The organism is Bacillus sp. Cr_A10 (genome assembly GCF_029222665.1).
In the GTDB taxonomy this organism is placed as follows: domain Bacteria; phylum Bacillota; class Bacilli; order Bacillales_A; family Planococcaceae; genus Psychrobacillus.
In genome coordinates this window covers 1-20,459 of record NZ_JARHXR010000002.1, presented here as the reverse complement: position 1 = coordinate 20,459, position 20,459 = coordinate 1, and the positions used below count along the sequence as shown (strand labels likewise).

Annotated in this window: 18 protein-coding genes; 10 read left to right on the top strand and 8 right to left on the bottom strand. The window is 35.3% G+C overall.

All coding sequences use genetic code 11. The features are described from left to right. Positions 1-142: 142 nt before the first annotated feature. Both P2Q73_RS00815 and P2Q73_RS00810 read right to left on the bottom strand, forming a co-directional pair. Complete coding sequence (locus tag P2Q73_RS00815) at positions 143-2,002, bottom strand: transglycosylase domain-containing protein (RefSeq protein WP_275782884.1); 1,860 nt, start codon at positions 2,000-2,002, stop codon at positions 143-145. A gap of 70 nt (positions 2,003-2,072) precedes the next feature. Next, positions 2,073-3,311: an MFS transporter gene (locus P2Q73_RS00810; protein ID WP_275782881.1), complete on the bottom strand. Its 1,239-nt coding sequence runs from the start codon at positions 3,309-3,311 to the stop codon at positions 2,073-2,075. Positions 3,312-3,684: 373 nt separating this feature from the next. On the opposite strand from P2Q73_RS00810, the gene P2Q73_RS00805 reads away from it, so the two are divergent. Then, complete coding sequence (locus tag P2Q73_RS00805; protein ID WP_275783441.1) at positions 3,685-4,272, top strand: peptidylprolyl isomerase; 588 nt, start codon at positions 3,685-3,687, stop codon at positions 4,270-4,272. A gap of 16 nt (positions 4,273-4,288) precedes the next feature. Then, positions 4,289-4,501 (top strand): hypothetical protein, encoded by a 213-nt coding sequence (locus P2Q73_RS00800; protein ID WP_056832793.1) that lies wholly within the window; start codon positions 4,289-4,291, stop codon positions 4,499-4,501. Positions 4,502-5,363: 862 nt separating this feature from the next. Here the strand turns inward: P2Q73_RS00800 and P2Q73_RS00795 are convergent. Next, a complete protein-coding gene (locus P2Q73_RS00795; protein ID WP_275782876.1) occupies positions 5,364-6,533 on the bottom strand; it encodes a MalY/PatB family protein in 1,170 nt (389 codons plus the stop codon). Between the two features lie 76 nt (positions 6,534-6,609). Between P2Q73_RS00795 and P2Q73_RS00790 the strand changes: the two genes are divergently transcribed. Beyond that, positions 6,610-6,870 carry a DUF1871 family protein gene (locus tag P2Q73_RS00790; RefSeq protein WP_053588529.1) on the top strand — a complete coding sequence of 87 codons (261 nt, stop codon included), beginning with the start codon at positions 6,610-6,612 and terminating at the stop codon, positions 6,868-6,870. Positions 6,871-6,924: 54 nt separating this feature from the next. Here P2Q73_RS00790 and P2Q73_RS00785 read toward each other — a convergent pair whose 3' ends face one another. Together P2Q73_RS00785 and P2Q73_RS00780 are read right to left on the bottom strand one after the other, a co-directional pair. Further along, positions 6,925-7,137 carry a helix-turn-helix domain-containing protein gene (locus P2Q73_RS00785; protein ID WP_275782874.1) on the bottom strand — a complete coding sequence of 71 codons (213 nt, stop codon included), beginning with the start codon at positions 7,135-7,137 and terminating at the stop codon, positions 6,925-6,927. A 108-nt stretch (positions 7,138-7,245) separates the two neighbouring features. Continuing rightward, positions 7,246-8,580: a sodium-dependent transporter gene (locus P2Q73_RS00780; protein ID WP_275782872.1), complete on the bottom strand. Its 1,335-nt coding sequence runs from the start codon at positions 8,578-8,580 to the stop codon at positions 7,246-7,248. 125 nt (positions 8,581-8,705) lie between these two features. Between P2Q73_RS00780 and P2Q73_RS00775 the strand changes: the two genes are divergently transcribed. From P2Q73_RS00775 to yugI, 3 genes are all read left to right on the top strand, one after another. Continuing rightward, a complete protein-coding gene (locus tag P2Q73_RS00775) occupies positions 8,706-9,260 on the top strand; it encodes an RNA polymerase sigma factor (protein WP_275782870.1) in 555 nt (184 codons plus the stop codon). Further along, positions 9,250-10,956 carry a hypothetical protein gene (locus P2Q73_RS00770; RefSeq protein WP_275782867.1) on the top strand — a complete coding sequence of 569 codons (1,707 nt, stop codon included), beginning with the start codon at positions 9,250-9,252 and terminating at the stop codon, positions 10,954-10,956. The genes P2Q73_RS00775 and P2Q73_RS00770 overlap by 11 nt, the downstream gene beginning before the upstream one ends. Before the next feature lie 85 nt (positions 10,957-11,041). Then, positions 11,042-11,416, top strand: coding sequence for a S1 domain-containing post-transcriptional regulator GSP13 (yugI, locus tag P2Q73_RS00765; protein WP_053588534.1), 375 nt, complete (start codon positions 11,042-11,044; stop codon positions 11,414-11,416). A gap of 67 nt (positions 11,417-11,483) precedes the next feature. Here the strand turns inward: yugI and P2Q73_RS00760 are convergent, their stop codons facing one another. Further along, complete coding sequence (locus tag P2Q73_RS00760) at positions 11,484-12,791, bottom strand: sigma-54-dependent Fis family transcriptional regulator (protein WP_053588535.1); 1,308 nt, start codon at positions 12,789-12,791, stop codon at positions 11,484-11,486. 151 nt (positions 12,792-12,942) lie between these two features. Between P2Q73_RS00760 and pruA the strand changes: the two genes are divergently transcribed. The 4 genes from pruA (at position 12,943) to P2Q73_RS00740 (ending at position 18,321) form a co-directional block, all read left to right on the top strand. Then, complete coding sequence (gene pruA, locus P2Q73_RS00755; RefSeq protein WP_053588536.1) at positions 12,943-14,487, top strand: L-glutamate gamma-semialdehyde dehydrogenase; 1,545 nt, start codon at positions 12,943-12,945, stop codon at positions 14,485-14,487. Positions 14,488-14,551: 64 nt separating this feature from the next. Beyond that, the gene (locus P2Q73_RS00750) at positions 14,552-15,745 is read left to right on the top strand and encodes an ornithine--oxo-acid transaminase (RefSeq protein WP_053588537.1); all 1,194 of its coding nucleotides are present in this window, start codon (positions 14,552-14,554) and stop codon (positions 15,743-15,745) included. Positions 15,746-15,826: 81 nt separating this feature from the next. Continuing rightward, positions 15,827-17,071: a Glu/Leu/Phe/Val family dehydrogenase gene (locus P2Q73_RS00745; RefSeq protein WP_053588538.1), complete on the top strand. Its 1,245-nt coding sequence runs from the start codon at positions 15,827-15,829 to the stop codon at positions 17,069-17,071. 86 nt (positions 17,072-17,157) lie between these two features. Continuing rightward, positions 17,158-18,321, top strand: coding sequence for an iron-containing alcohol dehydrogenase (locus P2Q73_RS00740; protein WP_056832835.1), 1,164 nt, complete (start codon positions 17,158-17,160; stop codon positions 18,319-18,321). Between the two features lie 28 nt (positions 18,322-18,349). Here P2Q73_RS00740 and P2Q73_RS00735 read toward each other — a convergent pair whose 3' ends face one another. Together P2Q73_RS00735 and P2Q73_RS00730 are read right to left on the bottom strand one after the other, a co-directional pair. After that, on the bottom strand, positions 18,350-19,339 hold the full coding sequence (locus P2Q73_RS00735; protein WP_053588539.1) for a cation diffusion facilitator family transporter: 990 nt from the start codon (positions 19,337-19,339) through the stop codon (positions 18,350-18,352). Between the two features lie 16 nt (positions 19,340-19,355). Next, positions 19,356-20,075: an MgtC/SapB family protein gene (locus P2Q73_RS00730; protein ID WP_275782856.1), complete on the bottom strand. Its 720-nt coding sequence runs from the start codon at positions 20,073-20,075 to the stop codon at positions 19,356-19,358. Positions 20,076-20,459: the final 384 nt, after the last annotated feature.

Sequence of the window (20,459 nt, the reverse complement as noted above, 5' to 3'; positions counted from 1 at the left end):
CTAGTTTATGAGGAATTAAACGGCAGAACGAGACCAATTCATTCTTTACCGAGACCAATTGAAGCCAATTGAAGACTAATTAGCAAGAAACCGAGACCAAATCACAAAAGAAGAGTCATCTCCATTTGGAGATGACTCTTTTCTATTTCTCTCTCATAATTTTGTTAAAAATAGAATGATGAATTTTTCTAGATTCGATTGATTTCATATTTTTAGGCATGTCATAGCCAATCCATACTGCTGAGGTATATGTATCTGTTAACCCAGCAATCCAGTAATCATAATAGTCATTCGTAGTTCCAGTTTTAGCGCCAACGTAGGTAGATGGAATAGAGATTCCTTTTCCCGTTCCATTTTGCACTACGTCGGAAAGTAATCCTCTCATAGTTTGAATTGTTTTAGGAGACCAAACCTCTGTTTTTTCTTCATTCCATTCATATAAAATGTTTCCCTTTTTATCTGTAACTTTTCGAATGGCACGAGCAGGCTTATACATACCATCTATAAAGCTACTATAAGCATCAGCCATTTCTAATACTGTAACGCCATGTGTTAATCCACCAAGTGCGGCAGCATAAGTATGATCTTCATTCGTTAAATGATTAAATTGGAATGGCTCTAGTTTTGCAAATGCATTATCTATTCCAACGGTTTCTAATAACCGTACTGCAGGAGTATTGTGACTGAAGCGAAAAGCTTGCTTAATCGTTACATTCCCGTAAAGTGCGCCTCCATAGTTTTGAGGACAGTATGAGCCAATACAAAGTTTACCGCCATTTATTGAGTTATTAGAAGTTAATGTAGTTGTTTCAAAAACTGGTGCGTACACAAGTAATGATTTTAATGCTGATCCTGGTTGTCTAACCGCTTGATACGCACGATGAAAATCAAATTTTTTATACTCTTTACCTCCGTATAAACTGATGATTTCTCGTGTTTCGTTATTAATGACAACCGATGCAGCCTGTAAATCAGGCGTTTTAACTAATAGTTTATTTACGTACTTTTCATCGTCTAGTTGTTTCGACGGATCAAGAGCTGTATAAATTGTCACTCCTTGAGCTATCACATCATTCACTTTAGTTTGCAGTTCATTTTCTAAAAAGAGCTTTTGCTGTTCATTTTGGGCAGTTGCTATTTTCTCGGTAAAACCTTCTTTTGATGCAACTAAATTCTTCAACTCTTCTAAAACATAAGTGCTATAGGTAGGGTACAGCTGTTTTTTTGTTTTTGTCTTCAGGACGATTGGTTCAGCCTTTATTGCTTCTCCACTTTCCTTTGGTATTTTTCCGTTTTTCACTAGGACATCTATAAGTAATTCCTGTCTTTTCTTTGTTGCATCAAAATTATCTATAGGATCGTAGATTGTTGGATTGTTTGGAATCGCACTAATAAAGGCAAGTTCTGCATCTGATAATTCGTGTAATGGTCTTCCAAAATAATAAGTTGCAGCAGCTCCAATACCGTAGACCTGATTACTAAAATATATTTCATTTAAATAATTCGTTAATATTTCATCTTTTGTTGCTTGCTTTTCCATTTCATATGCATAAATAAGCTCCGTCACTTTTCGTTCATACGTTTTCTCTGTAGATAAATATCGTATTCTTACTAATTGTTGCGTAATTGTACTAGCACCTTGTTCTTTTGCATTGGCAGAAGCATTGGCAAAAACAGCTCGGAATATTGCGCTAAAATTAAATCCAATATGATTGTAAAATTCTACATCCTCGCTTTGAATGAACAACTCTTGTACAAATAAAGGTATTGACTCAAGCGGTAGGGGATCTCTCCATTCTACGTAATCCTCTGAAAAGATTTGTTCATTTTCGTCTAACAATACAACTGGTGAAGACAGGGGAGGGGTTGATAATTGAATGGATTGTTTTAAATCATCTTGAAAAGAAGACGCTGACAATATTTCTGTATGGATAAAGGATGTCAACATCCATATTAAAGGGAAACATAATAAAATAAGGAGAAACCCTATTACTTGTCGCATTTGTTGCACTCCAGTTCCTATAATCTAATAAAAAGAATAGCACACTTTCTATTCGAAAGTGTGCTCATTTTTAATTTGTTTGTTTAGCGTGAAGCTCTTCTTCCAATAAAACATCTTCAAAGTCTTGAACTGGTTTTTTTCTCGCAAAGTAGATGATTAAATAGCCACATAAAAACAGTGACCCTGTTACATAGAAAACGGAAGATATACCAATGTATCCACTGATGAATCCACCAAACATCGGACCAATTATATTGCCTAAAAAGCGGAAGCTTGTGTTATAGCCCATTAGTTCACCTTGTACTTCAATAGGGGCTTCTCTTCTTATCAAGGCAGTTGTAACAGGTATCAACCCACCTGACGCAATACCAAAAAGGAAGCGTAGTATGATTAATTGCCATAAATCCGTTACCCATGCTTGTGGGACAATGAAAATTAAGGCCAATATCAGCAAAACAGATAATATTTTTTCGTATCCGTGGGTATCCCCTAGTTTTCCCCATGTTCTAGCAAATAGCAAACTGCCGACTCCTGTAGCACTGAAGGTGACTCCTGCAAGTAGTGCAACTTCAGTTGAATTGGTCAGATGCGATACATATAAGGACAAAAGAGGCTGGATACTAAACAAACCTATTTGTATAAGAGAAGTAATCATTAAAACGTTTAATATGAGGCGATGATGAAAAATTCCTGAAATTACTGTTTTTCTAGAATATTCATGATCTCCTTTTTTCTTTTCTCTTCTTATTTCATGTACGCCAAAAATAACGAGTAACGCAGCAATTGATACAGCGCTGGAAGTAATTATAAACGTATATTGAAAGCCGAATGTATCCGCTAGAAATCCTCCGAATATAGGTCCAAATAATGTACCAGAAACACTTCCCATTTGAAGAGTTCCCATTGTTTTACCTGCAATTTTTTTAGGAGTCTGGGAGCTAATAAAAGCCAATGATGTAGGGATGAAACCAGTAACGACTCCCATAAATAATCGAAGAACAAAAAATGCTTCAACAGAGGAAACAAATCCCATTAATAAAACACTGATAGCAATACCGAAGCCATTAATAATTAAAATAGGCTTGTACCCATATTTATCAGCAATTCTTCCCCAAATCGGAGACATTAAAAAGGCCGATACGAATGTTGCCCCGAACACAAGACCAGACCATTTTTGAACATAGGCATCCGAAAAGTCTCCCATTGTGTTGATGTATAAAGATAAAAAGGGCATAATCATTGTCATTGTTCCAGATACTAAAAAGTTAGAAAACCACATAATAATAAAGTTACTTTTTTGTACGCTCATCCAAATCCCTTCTTTCTATTTGTTGCGTACCTTCTCAAAAAAAATAGTTAAGTAATTACTTTATATAAAAACTTTCAAGACTCCAAACACCAGCCACTCAATGTCAAATGTGCAAGCTCGTCGCTGCTAAGTGGCGCTTGTCGCTTTTCTTTTACCCATTATAGGTTATTTTGTGTAGCTAATAAAGTTAGATACTTTGTCACTGAAAATGACTTTTCAATATGTTAGAATTATTTGGGGTGAACAAACTGTGAAAAAAATTATTTTTTTATTATTAATAAGTGTTGTTTTGCTAGTAGGGGCATGCGGTGACAAAAAGGTAGTTAATACAGAAACGGAAAATACAACAACGGAAAATGAAGGAGACAAAATTATGTATCCACAACTTTCATCAGAAGTTGCTTCAAATGAAGCTCTAGTTATTATGAATACATCAAAGGGACCTATTAAAATTAAATTATTCCCTGAACTTGCACCTAAAACGGTTGAAAACTTTTTAACTCACGCTGAAGAGGGCTATTATGATGGTCTTATTTTTCACCGAGTGATCGAAGACTTCATGATTCAAGGGGGAGACCCAACAGGTACTGGTATGGGTGGAGAAAGTATTTACGGTGAAGAATTCGAAGATGAGTTTTCGATGAACCTGTTTAACTTAAGAGGAGCATTATCTATGGCTAATGCTGGACCTAATACAAATGGAAGTCAATTTTTCATTGTACAAGCATCAAGTGCTCAAGCAGAGGCTAAACAATTAGAAGACGGTGGATGGCCAGCAGAAATTGCAGCTGCGTATGAGAAAAATGGCGGAACTCCACACTTAGATCAAAAACATACCGTTTTTGGACAAGTTATAGAAGGTATGGAGATCGTTGACCAAATTGCAGTTGTAGAAAAAGATGAAAATGACAAGCCACTAGAAGACATTACGATAGATTCTATTGAAATCGTACAAAAATAAATAGGGAAGTGTTAAGATGTTGCAGTTTTTACAACTAGGTTTTTTATATTTGTATTTTCCGGAAGATAAGACGGAGTATATTCCAGTGGTTATTGAATTAGTTGTTTTAGTTATTCTATGTATTATTGTTTTTAGATGGTTAAAACGAAAATCGATTAAAGACGCAGCGAAAGCAAAAGAGTTAGAAGAGAGAATTATGCAGGCAAAGAAGGAACAACTGGATAAGTAACTTAATACAAATAAAAAAAGCTATTTATATGGCTGTTTTAGACTGAAGACAAACGCGAAGACTTTCGAGTTTGTCTTCGGTCTTTTTTCTATTACGATAAATATAGATAGATAATATATATTTAGATCGTTGATTTACACTCCAGGCGGACGCTTTCCGCGGGCGGTCCGTGAGCCTCCTCGTCGCAAGCTCCTGCGGGGTCTCACCTGGACACGCTGTTCCCGCTGGAGTCGCCGCCTTCCGTTTCAATCAACTGCTTCCATTAACAATACAATCTACTCCATCTTAGAAAAAACTACTTTCAAGGTGATGTTCTACACTGATAAAAAAAAATTCAATGGATCGGAATGGTAAGAAATGTTACTGATTGATCAAGCAGAACTGCTAGATCATTTAGTGTGTAAACAAAAGGCAGTCATTGATTGTTGGCTTATCTTACAAAAGATCTGTGAATGAATAGAAGGAGTATTGAAGGACAGCAACCTTAAATGGTTTTAATAAATTGTCTATATAGAAGATGAATATAAAATAACAAATGGTATCGAGAGGACAAAAGAATTTTTATAGACGGTTAGTAATATAATAAATCTTTCAAAAGAGGTTTCTTTATCCAATAAAAAATAAAGATAGTAGATATCTGTAAGGAATTGTTTATAAGGCAAGGACCACCACGAAGACTCCTGTGGGAACAGCTTGAGCAGAAGCCCCCGCAGGAACGCAGTAACGAGGAGGCTGAAGCCAAGCCCACGGAAAGCGAAGTGGTGGTCCTTGCCGAATTTAATATACAACTCTATGCACCCAAAATTGAATTTGTCTACAATCTGAATAGCCATAGATGTGGCTGTTTTTTTATTCGTATAATTTAAGAAAGAGCTTTAATAAATCGTGCAACTCCATCTTCTAAAGTTTGTCTTGGACAGGCAACGTTCATTCTTAAAAAGCCTTCTCCCGTTTTCCCGTATTTCGTACCTGGTTCAAGGGCTAACTTACCTTTTGTTAAAAGCAAGTCCATAATCTCTTTTTCTGATAATCCTGTATCTCGATAATCTATCCATAAAAGATAAGTTGCCTCAGGTTTAGACACTTTTATTCCTTTTAACTTGTTCGTTAATTGTTCTACTACATAATCCATATTGGAGGATACAACCTCTAGTAATTCCTCTAGCCAAGGCTCACCATGTTCGTATGCTGCTTGAAAAGCAGTCAGTGAAAATATGTTTAGTTCCATTTGTCCACGTTCTAAGGCTTGATTCTCTAGGATTTTTCTTTTTTGTTGGTCTGGCACTATAATTGTAGCTGCTTGAATTCCCGCTAAGTTAAATGTTTTAGTTGGTGCAAAGAAAGTAATAATATTATTAACATTTTCCGCTACCGAAAGAATGGGTATATGCTTGTTTGGCTTAAAAACTATATCTGCATGGATTTCATCAGATATTATAAGTACATTATATCTTTCACATAGAGCGGCAATTTTAGTTAAATTTTCTTTGGTCCACACTTTTCCACCTGGATTGTGGGGACTACAAAGAATAAAAGCTTTTACACCTGATGATAGCTTTTGCTCAAAGTCATCGAAATTGATTTCAAACGAACTATTTATCTCCATAAGATCACAAGTCTCTACAATACGACCAAGTCGTGTAGGTACATGATTAAATGGTGGGTACACTGGAGAATGTATTAAGATTTTATCTCCTACTTCGGTAAAAGCATCTAATACAGAAGCCATCGCAGGTATTACACCTTGTTGAAAGAATATCCATTTATTTTCTATTTTTAATTGATGTTTTTTATCCAACCATTTTGTAAGTGCGAGTTTTGTTTCTTCTGGAACAATGTTGTATCCAAAAACTGGGTGTTCTAATCTCTTATGTAATGCATCGATAATAGTGGAAGGGATAGCAAAGTCCATATCTGCAATCCACATAGGAAGCACATCGGATGCATCTGGAATGGAATATATTTGTTCTAGCAAATCCCATTTAGTAGAATGTGTATTACGTCTTTCAAAAACGGTAGAAAAATCAGGCAAATTAATTACCCCTTTCAATTTGTAATTATTATGTTATTATAACCCTAACTAATAAAAACTAGTAAGGTGAAAATATATGGACACAATTGAAATGAATCGAAAAGCACTTTGGACATTACAAGAATGGGACCCATTTAATATAGGTGTTGATAGTTATGACGCCGAAGCTGCAGATGTTGTTGCAGATCTTCAAAGTATTGACCATCCTTCTGAGTTGGCCAAAAGAATACAAACCATTTATGAACATTCTTTTGAACAGTGGATACCACTTGAAAAGTGTGTAGAAGTTTCATATAAATTGATTGCATTAAAATATGAAATGAAATGTATTATTTAAGTATAGTTGTTATAGGGAAACAAAAAAAGCTTTCGGTTAAAAAACCGAAAGCTTTTATTCGTTTTGTAAGCCATCTAATAGGTTAGATGCTGGTACTTCTAATGCATTTGAAAGTTTCAATAATGTTTGAACAGATGGTGTTTCACTTCCCGATTCATAAGCCTCTAACTTTGATGCTCCTATAGTAGCCTTATGGGCAAGCTGTTCTAAAGAAATATTGCGTTCTTCCCTCAGTTGACGTAATTGTACGTGAAGTTCTTGTTTCATAGTTACATCCATCCTTTCAAAGAAGTAATAAGTATAACTATATTATAGCACAAACATTTTAGAACAACATTTTTGAGATAGCCTATAAAAAAATTTAGACAAATAATTTCATAATAATTTCATTACTCCCTGAATGAAGACGATAATAATTGCTATTGGAGCGGCAAAACGCACGATAAACCGCCATGTATTCAATAGAAATTGATTTACCTTCAAGTCATTTTGTAGTTCAGATTTGGTAAGGACATAACCCGCAAACAAAGAGATGAACAATGCTCCTAATGGAAGCCCAAAGCTACTTGTAAGAAAGTCCGCAAAATCAAAAATGGACATTCCTAAAATGTGAATATCAGAAAGTATCCCAAAAGACAACGCACTCGGAATACCAATTAGGAAAATTAGAATCCCAAATACCCATGCTGCTCGTTTCCTACGTTCATATTTTGACTTAATACCGATGGATACTACAATCTCTAACATACTGATAGACGAAGTTAACGTAGCAAAAAGCAACAAAACGAAAAATAGTATTAAGAAAAATTGTCCAAATATTATTTGCTCGAAAACAGCAGGTAATATGATGAAAACTAGACCCGGTCCTTCATTTGGTGAGAATCCAAGAGCAAAAACAGCAGGGAAGATAACAATTCCAGCCATAATAGATACACCGATATTGAGAAGTGAGACACTTAGAGCTGAATTGCCTAATCTAGTCTCTTTTGGCAAATAGGATGCATAAGTAATCATTGCGGAAACACCTACGCTTAAGGAGAAAAACGCTTGCCCTAATGCAAGTAGAGCTGTCTCCCATGTGAAATAAGACCAGTCAGGAACGAATAAAAATTTAACTCCTTCCATTGCACCTTCTAAAGTTAAAGAGCGAACTGCTAAAACTAAAAAGAATATTAAAAGAAGAGGCATCATCCATTTACTAGCCTTCTCAATTCCTCCCTGGATTCCACCCGATACAATCCATATTGTTAGAAAGATAAAAGCACCTTGTCCGACTATAACTTCCCATGGATTTGAAATGACACTATTAAACAAATCCTCATAGAAGGTCTCGTTTGTTCCGTTCAAGCTAAATGTAAGAGCTCTTATTAAATAAGATAATATCCATCCCCCAACTACACTATAAAAAGATAGAATAATAATAGAAAAGAAAAACCCAGCCCATCCAATTACAAACCATGGTTTCCTTGGAGCAAGTTTTTTAAAACTAGTCACTGCATCTGCTTGACCTTTTCTTCCTATAATGAATTCTGCTAATAAAATCGGTAGACCAATTAATATAGTACACAAGATAAATAGTAAGACGAATACGCTTCCACCATTCGTTCCGGCCATATATGGAAATTTCCAAATAGCACCTAAGCCAATTGCACTTCCAGCCGCTGCTAATACAAATCCGATTTTAGATCCAAAATGATCCCGCTTTGCCAAGATAATTCCTCCTTTTTTACAACTGTCTTATTGTACATGAGGTTTACAAGAAAATGTAGACAAACAAATGAAACATTCGTGAAATATCTTTCGTATCACCAATACATAGAGAGCGAGGGGGAGCAATGTCTGAAAATGAATTAATCGAGCGAGCGCAGCAAGGAGACATAGCTGCATATACAACGCTTATTCAAAAACATCATCGAACCGTTGAAAAATTTGCTTTTCAATGCGGTGTCAAAGTGAATGATATTCCAGACGTCACTCAGGAAGTGTTTGTAAAGCTATACCGTTTTTTACATCAATTTAAACGTGAGCGATTTACTACTTGGCTCTACAAAATAACTTTAAATGCAACAAGAGACTATTATCGTAAGGAAACGAAAGAAATAGAAAAGGAAAAAAAGCTAAATCATCACAATATGAATAGCTTCACTAAGTCCGCGGAAGATCGTATATTGCTTTTTGAAGAAGATAAGGAGCTGCATCAAGCAATTCAATCGCTGGATATAAAATATCAACATCCAATTATTTTATTTTATTTTCATGATTTATCGTACGAACAAATTGCAGACATATTAAATGTTCCCATAACTACAGTGAAAACAAGATTACTACGAGCTAAAGGCCAACTAAAAAACCTACTTTCAACGAATGGAGGTGCCAAGCATGGACGATAAGCAGCTTGAGGAACGACTGGACTTATTAAAAACTTCATACGATAAAGTTCCGTCTAGTATAGACACGGATGGAATTCTAAATAAAATCGAATTGGAAAAAGTAGAGCCTCTAAGCAAGAATAAAATTACTAAATCAAAATGGCAAAGATTTACCGTATTGGCTGTTAGTTTTGCAAGTACATTAATTATTGGAATACTTGGAGCAACATTTTTATTTGAAGACGAAACGAGACATGGAAAAGAGATACAGAATGAGGAATCGAAAGCTTTTCTAGAAAAATTGAAAAAGAATTATCCGATAGAGAGAGAAAAGCGCCGTGAAATGCTGAACCTATCGGAAGAGGAGTTTTCTCAAATAGACTTTATTAAGTCTGCGGATATGCATTTTCAGCATTACACGGATGATAGGTCTAGCACTTTCATTAATGGAACTATTTTTACCGACTTAGATGAACGGTATGAGGAAATTATGAATAATTTAAAACTTCCTTCTGAAATGGTCAAAGAAATTCACCAAGGAAAAAAATTAACTAAAGAAGAAACAGTAGATTTTTTAAATGAATATTACTTAAAAATCAATAATTTTAGGGAATATGCAAATGAAGAGCTAAATGAGTACAAAGATGAACTATCCATGTATAAAGTAGACGGCCTTTACGATGTAAATAAAATACTTGAAAATGAACGTTTCCTTCCAGAGGAATTTAATAATTTAAGATATATTGCACATAATCAAGGTCTTCAATTAAAAATAATGGAGGATGGAATTGATCTTACTTTTCGTATCGATCTTACACTTACTCCCACATTGTTTTCAGGCAATTTAAATTCAATAGCTGATGGTTATTTACAAATGATGGCATTTGAGCCATTTACTTATGCATGGGAATTAATATATCCGATGAATGATACATTTGTTGTATTGGAGAATATGGAGAACTATTTGCTGGATGAATATATAAACAATAATTTTGGTGACTCCAAAATAGAAACATATTACACGAGTGTGTTTTATTTTTTGGTAAAAGGGACGAAAGAGAATTCAGTTTTCGATAAAAAGGGTATTGTAAAAGAAGAATATAGAGAACTATGGAGATTAATGACTCAAACTAATGGTAACTCCCCATTTCCATATTTATTAATTCCAATAGTCAATGAATTTGAAAAGACAGGATGGACAAAATCTGAAGAATGGAATAATTTCTCATACGCTCATATCGAAGATGCTCTTCACCTTGCGAAAAACGGGGATATAGAAAAATTTATGCCTAATTTAATAACAAAAGATCAAGTTGTGAATCATGATTTTTTACAGCAAATTCATGCACTATATAAATCATTTGCAGCAACTCACGATCAAACAGTATTGAAAGATGCAACGCCGGAAGAGATTGTTGGTCTATATTATTATTGCTCACTGATGGAGGATTATGAAACAAAGTACGAGTTGTATATAAAAGATGATTCGTACGTTCAAATACCAAAAGAAGAATATATGAGTGCTCCAAAACTAAAAATAACAGATATTCGGAAGGAGTTCTCATCGCTACACTTTGAACAACGATCGGATAAAGAGGGATATGTAATCATAACAATGGCTCCGGAACGTACAATTCACTTAGAAGAGCAAGTTGTTGGCTTTAGTATTATCCAAACTGAAAATGGCTGGCGAGCAGCTTTTATGCCTACTCAGTGATTTTTGCTTGCTCTCTTTCTATTATGTTATAATTTAACATGACCATAAGGGTAGATGCGCATAAGAGAAATCGGGAGTGAACAAAATGAATAATGAAAATAAGGTAGGAGATGTTGTCACAGGTAAAGTTACTGGAATTCAACCATATGGAGCGTTTGTTAGTTTAGACGAAAATACACAAGGTCTCGTGCATATTTCTGAAATTACTTACGGCTATGTAAAAGAAGTCGGTGAATTTTTAACTGTAGGCCAAGAAGTAGAAGTGAAAATCTTAGAAGTGGACAGTGAATCTGGTAAAATCAGCTTGTCAATACGTGAACTACAAGAAAAACCTACCATTTCTAAAAAAGATGATAAACCAAGGAAATCTTTACAAGCGCGTGTTGATGAACATGATGAAGAAGGATTTAACACATTAAAAGAAAAGCTTGCAGAATGGATTAATCAGTCTGTTCAATAAATGAAAAGGTGACTCCTAAATGTTGTGAATTCACAGCTTTAAGAGTCACCTTTTTAATTATTCAAACTTATAGTTTCATTTTTCTGCGACGGTATTGTAAGTTTTGGCGGCTCATTCCTAATGCTTCTGCAGCTTTTGTTACATTGCCATCATATTTATCTAAAGCTTTTTGTAAATAATATCTTTCCGCTTCACGCAAATATTCTTCCAAAGGCAACAAATCTTTTTCAGCAGTGAATACAAAATCCTCTGCTTTTTTTGAGGATTCATTGAAATCCTGTACTTTCAACTTAAAGTGAAGTGGAAGCATATCAAACTTAAGCACCTGCTCAGTAGTAATCATCGAGCTGATTTCATCTAAAAGAAGTTCAAGCTCTTTTAAATTTCCTGGCCATTCATACGTTAAAAATGCTTGAATGACATCATCTTCAATTTTATTGATAGTCGAGCCATACAGATTAAGATATCGATTAAAATAATCATTCATAAAAGGTAAAATATCCTCTGTTCGCTGACGGAGCGGTGGAATTGTAATAGTCACGGTTGCAAAATAGTAATACAATTCCTTGTTTAATTTATCCTTTGCTATTAAATCTACTGGATCTTCACCAATGCTTGCGATGAATAAATTATTTCCGTCTTTATTTGAATTTAAAATATCTAAAAGCTGTTTTTGCAATTCGAGGGATAATAAATCGATTCTTTCACAAAATATTGTACAGTTTGAGATATGTTCAAGTTCTTTTTTAAATTTATTAATTAAGTGAATATCTGAACTATGGCAAAAAAGGGAAACAAATTGATTATTAGCTGGAGAGAGCTGATTGTGAATTCCTTCTGCTATTAAATCTTTGCCAGTACCAGCTTCTCCGATTAACAATACAGGCATTCGAACATGGGCTGCTTTTATAGAACGCTCCAATACTGCTTGCATGGCAGGAGAAACAGCTGTAATGGTAGAAAGGGTGATTTGTTCGTTGTACCTTTTTAATGGTTGATAAATTAATCGTTCAAGTGCAGTGATATCTCTAGAAAATTCAACTGCTCCGATAAGTTCATTATCATCCAAAACAGGGTATGTATCATTTATAGTCGTTATTTCTTGCCCATTACGATTCCAGTATGTTTGTTTAACGCGTAATACAGGTTTTCCACTATGGAGGACTTTTAATAACGTACTTTCATGCTGTTCAAATTGAAAAAGTTCCAAAATGGAACGGTCTTCAACGTCTACAGAATTTAAGCCCTCGATTTCTTTCATTTTTTCATTATAAATGACTGTTTTTCCTGTTGTATCAACTGCGTGGATGCCGATAGCTACTTGTTCGGCAGCAAATTTATAAAAAGGAAAAAGCTTTTCATTTTTCTCACTCACACGGCTCACCTCAAAAAAATTTTAACATTTTAGAATTTAACACTTGAAAAACGCAACAATCTTTTGCATTATTATATATGTAAACGGATTAAAAGAGCAAATAATTTTTGCACTAAAATAATTTGCACTAAATTTAAAGGAGGATTTTTCCATGATAGATTATAAACACGAAGCATTTACAGACTTCTCTAAAGAAGAAAACAAAAAAGCGATTAAAGAAGGCTATAAAGTAGTTGAAGGTTACCTTGGAAATGAGTTCCCATTGATCGTTGGTGGGGAAAGAATTACAACAGAAGGTAAAATCACTTCTTATAACCCAGCAAATAAAGAGCAAGTAGTAGGTGTTGTTTCTAAAGCAACTCAAGAAATAGCAGCTAAAGCAATGCAAATTGCAGATGAAGCATTTAATACTTGGAAAAAAGTAAAACCTGAAGTACGTGCAGATGTACTTTTCAAAGCAGCAGCTATTATTCGCCGTCGCAAATTCGAGTTTTCTGCTCTTTTATCTAAAGAAGCGGGTAAAACTTGGGTTGAGGCTGATGTAGAAGTAGCAGAAGGAATTGACTTCTTAGAATATTATGGCCGTGAAATGCTACGTTTAAAAGATGGAGCACCAGTAGAAAGCCGTCCAGGCGAATATAACCGTTATGACTACATTCCATTAGGTGTAGCAGTAGTTATTTCTCCATGGAACTTCCCATTTGCAATTATGGCAGGTACTACAGTTGCAGCGGTGGTAGCAGGTAACACAGTACTATTAAAACCAGCTTCAACAACTCCAGTTGTTTCTTACAAATTTGTTGAAGTATTAGAAGAAGCAGGTTTGCCTGCAGGTGTAGTAAACTTCATCCCTGGTTCTGGTGCGGAAATCGGTGACTTCTTAGTTGAGCACCCACGTACTCGTTTAATCAGCTTCACAGGTTCTCGTGATGTTGGTCTAGGAATCGTTGAAAAATCATCAAAATTGGCTCCAGGTCAAATCTGGATCAAACGTTCTATCCTTGAAATGGGTGGTAAAGATACAATCGTTGTAGATAAAGAAGCTGACTTAGAATTAGCTGCTCAATCTATCGTGAAATCTGCTTTTGGATTTAGTGGTCAAAAATGTTCTGCTTGTTCACGTGCAGTAATCGTAGAAGATGTATACGATCAAGTAGTAAGCCGTGTAGAAGAATTAACAAACAACTTAACTGTTGGTGTTCCTGATAATGATGAGCACTTTGTTGGTCCAGTTATCGATGGAGGTTCATTCAAGAAAATTATGAGCTACATCGAAATTGGTAAAGGCGAAGGACGTTTAGTTACAGGTGGTACTGGTGACGATTCAAAAGGATTCTTCATCCAACCAACAGTAATAGCTGACCTATCTCCAACAGCTCGTATTATGCAAGAAGAAATCTTTGGACCAGTTGTAGGTCTTACAAAAGCAAAAGATTTCGACGAAGCAATCGAAATTGCTAACAACACTGAATATGGTTTAACAGGTGCTGTTATTACAAATAACCGTATGAACTTAGAAAAAGCTCGCGAAGATTTCCACGTTGGTAACCTTTACTTCAACCGTGGATGTACAGGTGCGATTGTTGGATACCAACCATTCGGTGGATTCAATATGTCAGGAACAGATTCAAAAGCAGGTGGTCCTGACTATATCGGACTTCATATGCAAGCAAAAACAACTTCTGAAATGCTTTAATTTTTACGGGTAGACTCACCTTAATGTGAGTCTACCTACTATTTGAAGAGAAGGAGAGTATCTAATGACAATTTCACATGAGATCATTGAACAAACAAATAAATTTGGTGCGAATAATTATAATCCACTTCCAATCGTTGTATCGGAAGCGGAAGGTGTTTGGGTAAAGGATCCAGAGGGTAATAAATTTATGGATATGCTTTCTGCTTATTCTGCAGTAAACCAAGGCCATCGTCATCCAAAAATTATTCAAGCTTTAAAAGATCAAGCTGACCGTGTTACTTTAACTTCTCGTGCATTCCATAATGATCAATTAGGACCATGGTATGAAAAAGTAAGTCAATTAACAGGTAAAGATATGGTATTACCAATGAATACTGGTGCTGAAGCTGTTGAAACAGCATTCAAGGCTGCACGTAGATGGGCTTACGATGTAAAAGGTGTAGAAACGGATAAAGCAGAAGTGATTGCATGTAATGGTAACTTCCATGGTCGTACAATGGGAGCTGTTTCTTTATCATCAGACCCTGAATACAAACGTGGATTTGGACCAATGCTTCCAGGTATCAAATTAATACCTTACGGTGATTTAGAAGCACTTAAAGCTGCAATTACACCAAATACTGCTGCATTCTTAATCGAACCAATTCAAGGTGAAGCTGGAATCATTATTCCTCCAGTAGGATTTATGAAAGCTGCACGTGAATTATGTCGCGAAAACAATGTATTATTTATTGCAGACGAAATTCAAGCAGGTCTTTGCCGTACTGGTAAGATGTTTGCTTGTGAGTGGGAAGACGTTGAGCCAGATATGTACATCCTAGGTAAAGCATTAGGAGGCGGGGTATTCCCAATTTCATGTATCGTTGCTAATAGTGATGTACTAAGCGTATTTAACCCAGGTTCACATGGTTCGACTTTTGGTGGTAACCCAATGGCATGTGCTGTTTCTCTTGCGGCTCTTGATGTATTAGTTGACGAAAAATTAGCTGATCGTTCACTTGAACTTGGAGAATATTTTGTTAATGCATTAAATGAAATTGATCATCCTTCTATTAAAGAAGTTCGCGGACGTGGATTATTTATTGGTATGGAGTTAACGGAAGAAGCTCGTCCATATTGTGAAGCTTTGAAAGAACTAGGATTATTATGTAAAGAAACACATGATACAGTAATTCGTTTTGCACCACCTCTAATTATTTCAAAAGAAGAGTTAGACTGGGCAATTGAAAGAATTAAAAAAGTATTTACAAAATAATAATTTATAGACAAATTTCTACAACTATATGTTACAATTGTTCCGAAGAAATCATTATGAATTAAAGAGGCGAAATATCAAATGGCTGATAATTTAAACCTGTTCACATCAACACAGGCTGTAATTCACGAAGCTTTGCAAAAATTAGGGTATGACGAAGCAATGTATGAACTACTTAAAGAACCACTTAGAATGTTGGAAGTACGTATCCCAGTTAAAATGGATGACAATACAGTAAAAGTTTTCACTGGATACCGTGCGCAACATAATGATGCTGTAGGTCCTACTAAAGGTGGAGTTCGATTCCATCCTGGTGTAACTCCTGACGAGATGAAAGCTCTTTCTATGTGGATGACTTTGAAAGCTGGAATTGTTGATCTTCCTTATGGCGGCGGTAAAGGTGGAGTTGTATGTGACCCACGTGAAATGTCTATGGGAGAAATTGAACGTTTAAGCCGTGGATATGTTAGAGCTGTTGGCCAAATCGTTGGACCAACAAAAGATATCCCAGCGCCAGACGTTTTTACAAATGCTCAAATTATGGCTTGGATGATGGATGAATATAGTCGTATGGACCAATTCAACTCTCCAGGATTTATTACTGGTAAACCACTTGTACTTGGTGGCTCACAAGGTCGTGACCGTGCTACAGCACAAGGTGTAACAATCATTATTAACGAAGCTGCTAAAAAACGTGGTATTGATATGACTGGTGCACGCGTGGTAATTCAAGGTTTCGGTAACGCTGGAAGCTTCCTAGCAAAATTCTTACATGATCAAGGTGCAAAAGTTATCGGTATTTCAGATGCTTATGGTGCATTACATGATCCAAACGGTTTAGATATCGATTATTTATTGGATCGTCGCGATAGTTTTGGAACAGTAACTACTTTATTTGAAAATACACTTTCTAACCAAGAATTATTAGAATTGGATTGTGATATTTTAGTTCCTGCTGCAATCGAAAACCAAATTACAAATGAAAATGCTCATAATATTAAAGCTAAAATCGTAGTAGAAGCTGCTAATGGTCCAACAACTACAGAAGCTACTAAAATACTTTACGATAGAGGAGTATTACTAGTACCAGACGTTTTAGCAAGTGCTGGTGGAGTAACTGTTTCTTACTTTGAATGGGTTCAAAATAACCAAGGTTATTATTGGACTGAGGATGAAGTAAACGATAAACTAGTTGCTAAAATGGTAGACGCTTTTGAAAATATTTACGAAGTAGCTACTACTCGTAATATTGATATGCGTTTAGCTGCTTACATGGTTGGTGTACGCAAAACTGCTGAAGCATCACGTTTCCGTGGTTGGGTATAAACACTTCTTATAATAAGTTGAACCGCTTGTAAATTACAGGCGGTTTTTTTATGATTAAAAAAGATACAAAGAAGGAGGATTTTTGGATGAATGCGTTTTCTTTTTATAATCCTGTAAAATTAATTTTTGGAAAAGGACAAATTAGTAAATTAAAGGACGAGTTATCCTTCTATGGAAAGAAAGTTCTTATCGTATATGGTGGGGGCAGTATCAAGAAAAATGGATTGTATGATCAAGTAATCTCTATTTTAAATGAAGCTAATATGGAAGTATTTGAATTAGCTGGAGTGGAGCCTAATCCTAGATTGACCACTGCTATAAAAGGAGCAGAACTGTGTAAGAAAGAAGGAATTGAAGTAATACTAGCAGTTGGTGGAGGCTCCGTTATTGATTGTACTAAACTTATTGCTGCTGCTGCGAAATATGAAGGGAATCCATGGGATTTTGTTACTAAAAAAGCATTTCCAAAAGAAGCGTTACCTTTTGGAACAATCTTAACATTAGCAGCTACAGGTTCAGAGATGAATGCTGGTTCTGTTATTACTAATGAAGAAACGCAAGAAAAATACGGCTGGGGTCACCCGCTTGTCTATCCTAAATTCTCCATCTTAGACCCAGTAAATACATATACAGTGCCATTAGATCAAACTGTATATGGAATTGTTGACATGATGTCGCATATGTTCGAACAATATTATAATAATGCTACTAATACTCCTGTGCAAGATGAGATGATCGAAGGGGTGCTCCGCTCGGTAATAGAGGCTGCCCCGAAACTTATACAGGATTTAGAAAATTATGAACTTCGTGAGACTATTTTATTTGCAGGAACGTTGGGATTGAATGGCTTCTTACAAATGGGTTATGCAGGTGACTGGGCAAGTCATAATATCGAACACGCAGTATCTGCCGTATACGATATTCCGCATGCTGGTGGTTTGGCAATCATCTTCCCAAGATGGATGCGCCATAATGTTCCTGTTAACCCAGAGAGATTTGCAAAATTAGCAACTAGAGTATTTCATGTAAATCCTGAGGGCAAATCCACGGAACAAATTGCACATGAAGGAATTGATCGATTGGCTGAATTTTGGGCTTCTTTGAATGCACCGACAAATTTAGCATATTATAATATTGACGATTCAAAAATTGACTTAATGGTTGATAAGGCAATGGCTAACGGAGAGTACGGCAATTTTAAAAGGCTGAATGCAGAAGATACTAAAGCCATACTTACTGCTTGTCTATAAAAGAAAAACACATGACTTGAGCTTTTGCTCAGTCATGTGTTTTTAATACGGTGTGTGGATCTTTATGATGCGTCCATTTTCTTATTCCGTCATCTTCATCAAAGGCAATTGTAACATCCGTTACACTTTGTTGATTTAAGATTAGCTCTTTCAATACATCATGAATATCATCTACTTGTGAAAATGAAAGAGTAGGATCAATTTCAACTACTAAGTCTACGTGTAAGAATTCTCCTTCTTTTATTACTTCTAATTCCTTTATGTCTTTTACATCTTTGTTCTCAGAAACGATATGTGCAATATGGACAAGCATTTGTTCATCTGTTTCTCCCAAAGCACCTCTTGCGTTATCAAGGAATACTTTACCGACAACATAAAACATCATAAGCCCGATGATTATAGATGCGATGCCTTCAGCTTGTAAGAAACCAGTAAAGTAGGATATTAAAACTGCTACAAATGCAAGAATACCACCAGTAGTAGCGACTAAATCTTCCATGAATACAAGCTTCGTTGCTGGCTTAGCACGTTTTAGGTGAATAAAACTTGAAGTAAGTGGCGCTAAAAATCCACCTTTTTCTCCAACTTCATGTAGGATCTCTTTTCCGGCTTTATAAAGGACAAAAAGTTCTAAGAGTATACTAAAACCTAGTACAGCAAGACTTATTGCTACACCAGTAGAAGCCGCGGGGTGTTGTACATGATGCCAACCTTCTTTAATGGTTTCGTATGAAAGAATACCAACAATAATAACTGCTCCGAGACACACTAAGTTAATTAAACGGCCAAAACCATTTGGAAATCGAGGTGTAGGAGCTTTTTTAGATAATGCTGAACCAAAAAACACAAAATATTGATTAGCTGCATCTCCTATTGAATGCATCATTTCAGCGAACATGGCGACATTTCCTGTAAAAAAGAATGCAACACCTTTTACAATTGCAATAATTGTATTAACAATTGCTGCGAGAAAGGAGGATTTATTTCCACCTTTTAGTAGTTTAAAAAATTCTGTCATATAATTACTCCTTTTATTAGATAGATTCAACTTCTATACGTTCTATAAAGTCTTCTTGTTTCATGATGTAATAAAATTCTACTGTATTTTTTTTAGTGAGTATAGACAGACGCGTTTCAATCTCATGCTTTATCACATTATTCTCTAATATGATATCTTTAATACGAATGCTTTCTATATATACCCCATTCTCTTTTAAATATTGATAAACCTTTTCTATATCTTCTTTATTGGGTACTAGTACCTTCAAAGATAATTCTCTCGATCGTAACCTTTTAGGTCCGATTTTAGTAAGTACGGGAGGAATCAGTTCTATTCCTATTAATACTATACAAACTGATAAAGCCGCTTCTATATAAAAACCTGCGCCAACTGCAATTCCAATTCCTCCAGCTCCCCATATCATTGCAGCAGTAGTGAGTCCAGTAATACTATCGTTTCCTTTTCTTAAAATAACACCTGCACCTAAAAAACCGATACCACTTACAATTTGTGCTGCAAGACGTAGTGGATCCATTGTGATATTTATTCCATCTCGAGGATTTGCGGTATAAGCAGATTCAATCGAGATGTAAGTTAAGAGACAACTAAATGTAGCAATAACTATACTAGTTTTTAATCCAATCGGTTTTTTCTTTAATTCCCTTTCTATACCTATTATTAAACTTAATAATGCTGCCAAACATAATTTTAATATGATTTCCGTGTCTATTAAATAATGCTGAAGAAAATCCATTTTTAATTCCCCCATCTATATATTCTGTATATAATGATATGTAGAGTTTTCTATTTTAGATATACAATACCTTATTCTTATCTCATTAAACGTAATTTGCTATGAACAAGTAGTGTTAAATAAGGCTCTAACAATAGATAAGAGATTAAATGATAAGAAATTAAAACTTTTTTTATAAAAAGGGTTGATTTTTGTTTGTTGAATAGATATACTAATACTTGTCCTTCGGAACGACAGTTAAACAATTTAAATTATTTTTAAAAAGTTGTTGACTTCGTAACTGAAAGAAGATATACTAATAAAGTCGCCTAAACGAGACGACAACATGAACATTGAAAACTGAACATGCAAAACGTTAAGACATATAGCTTGATAGACTAGCTT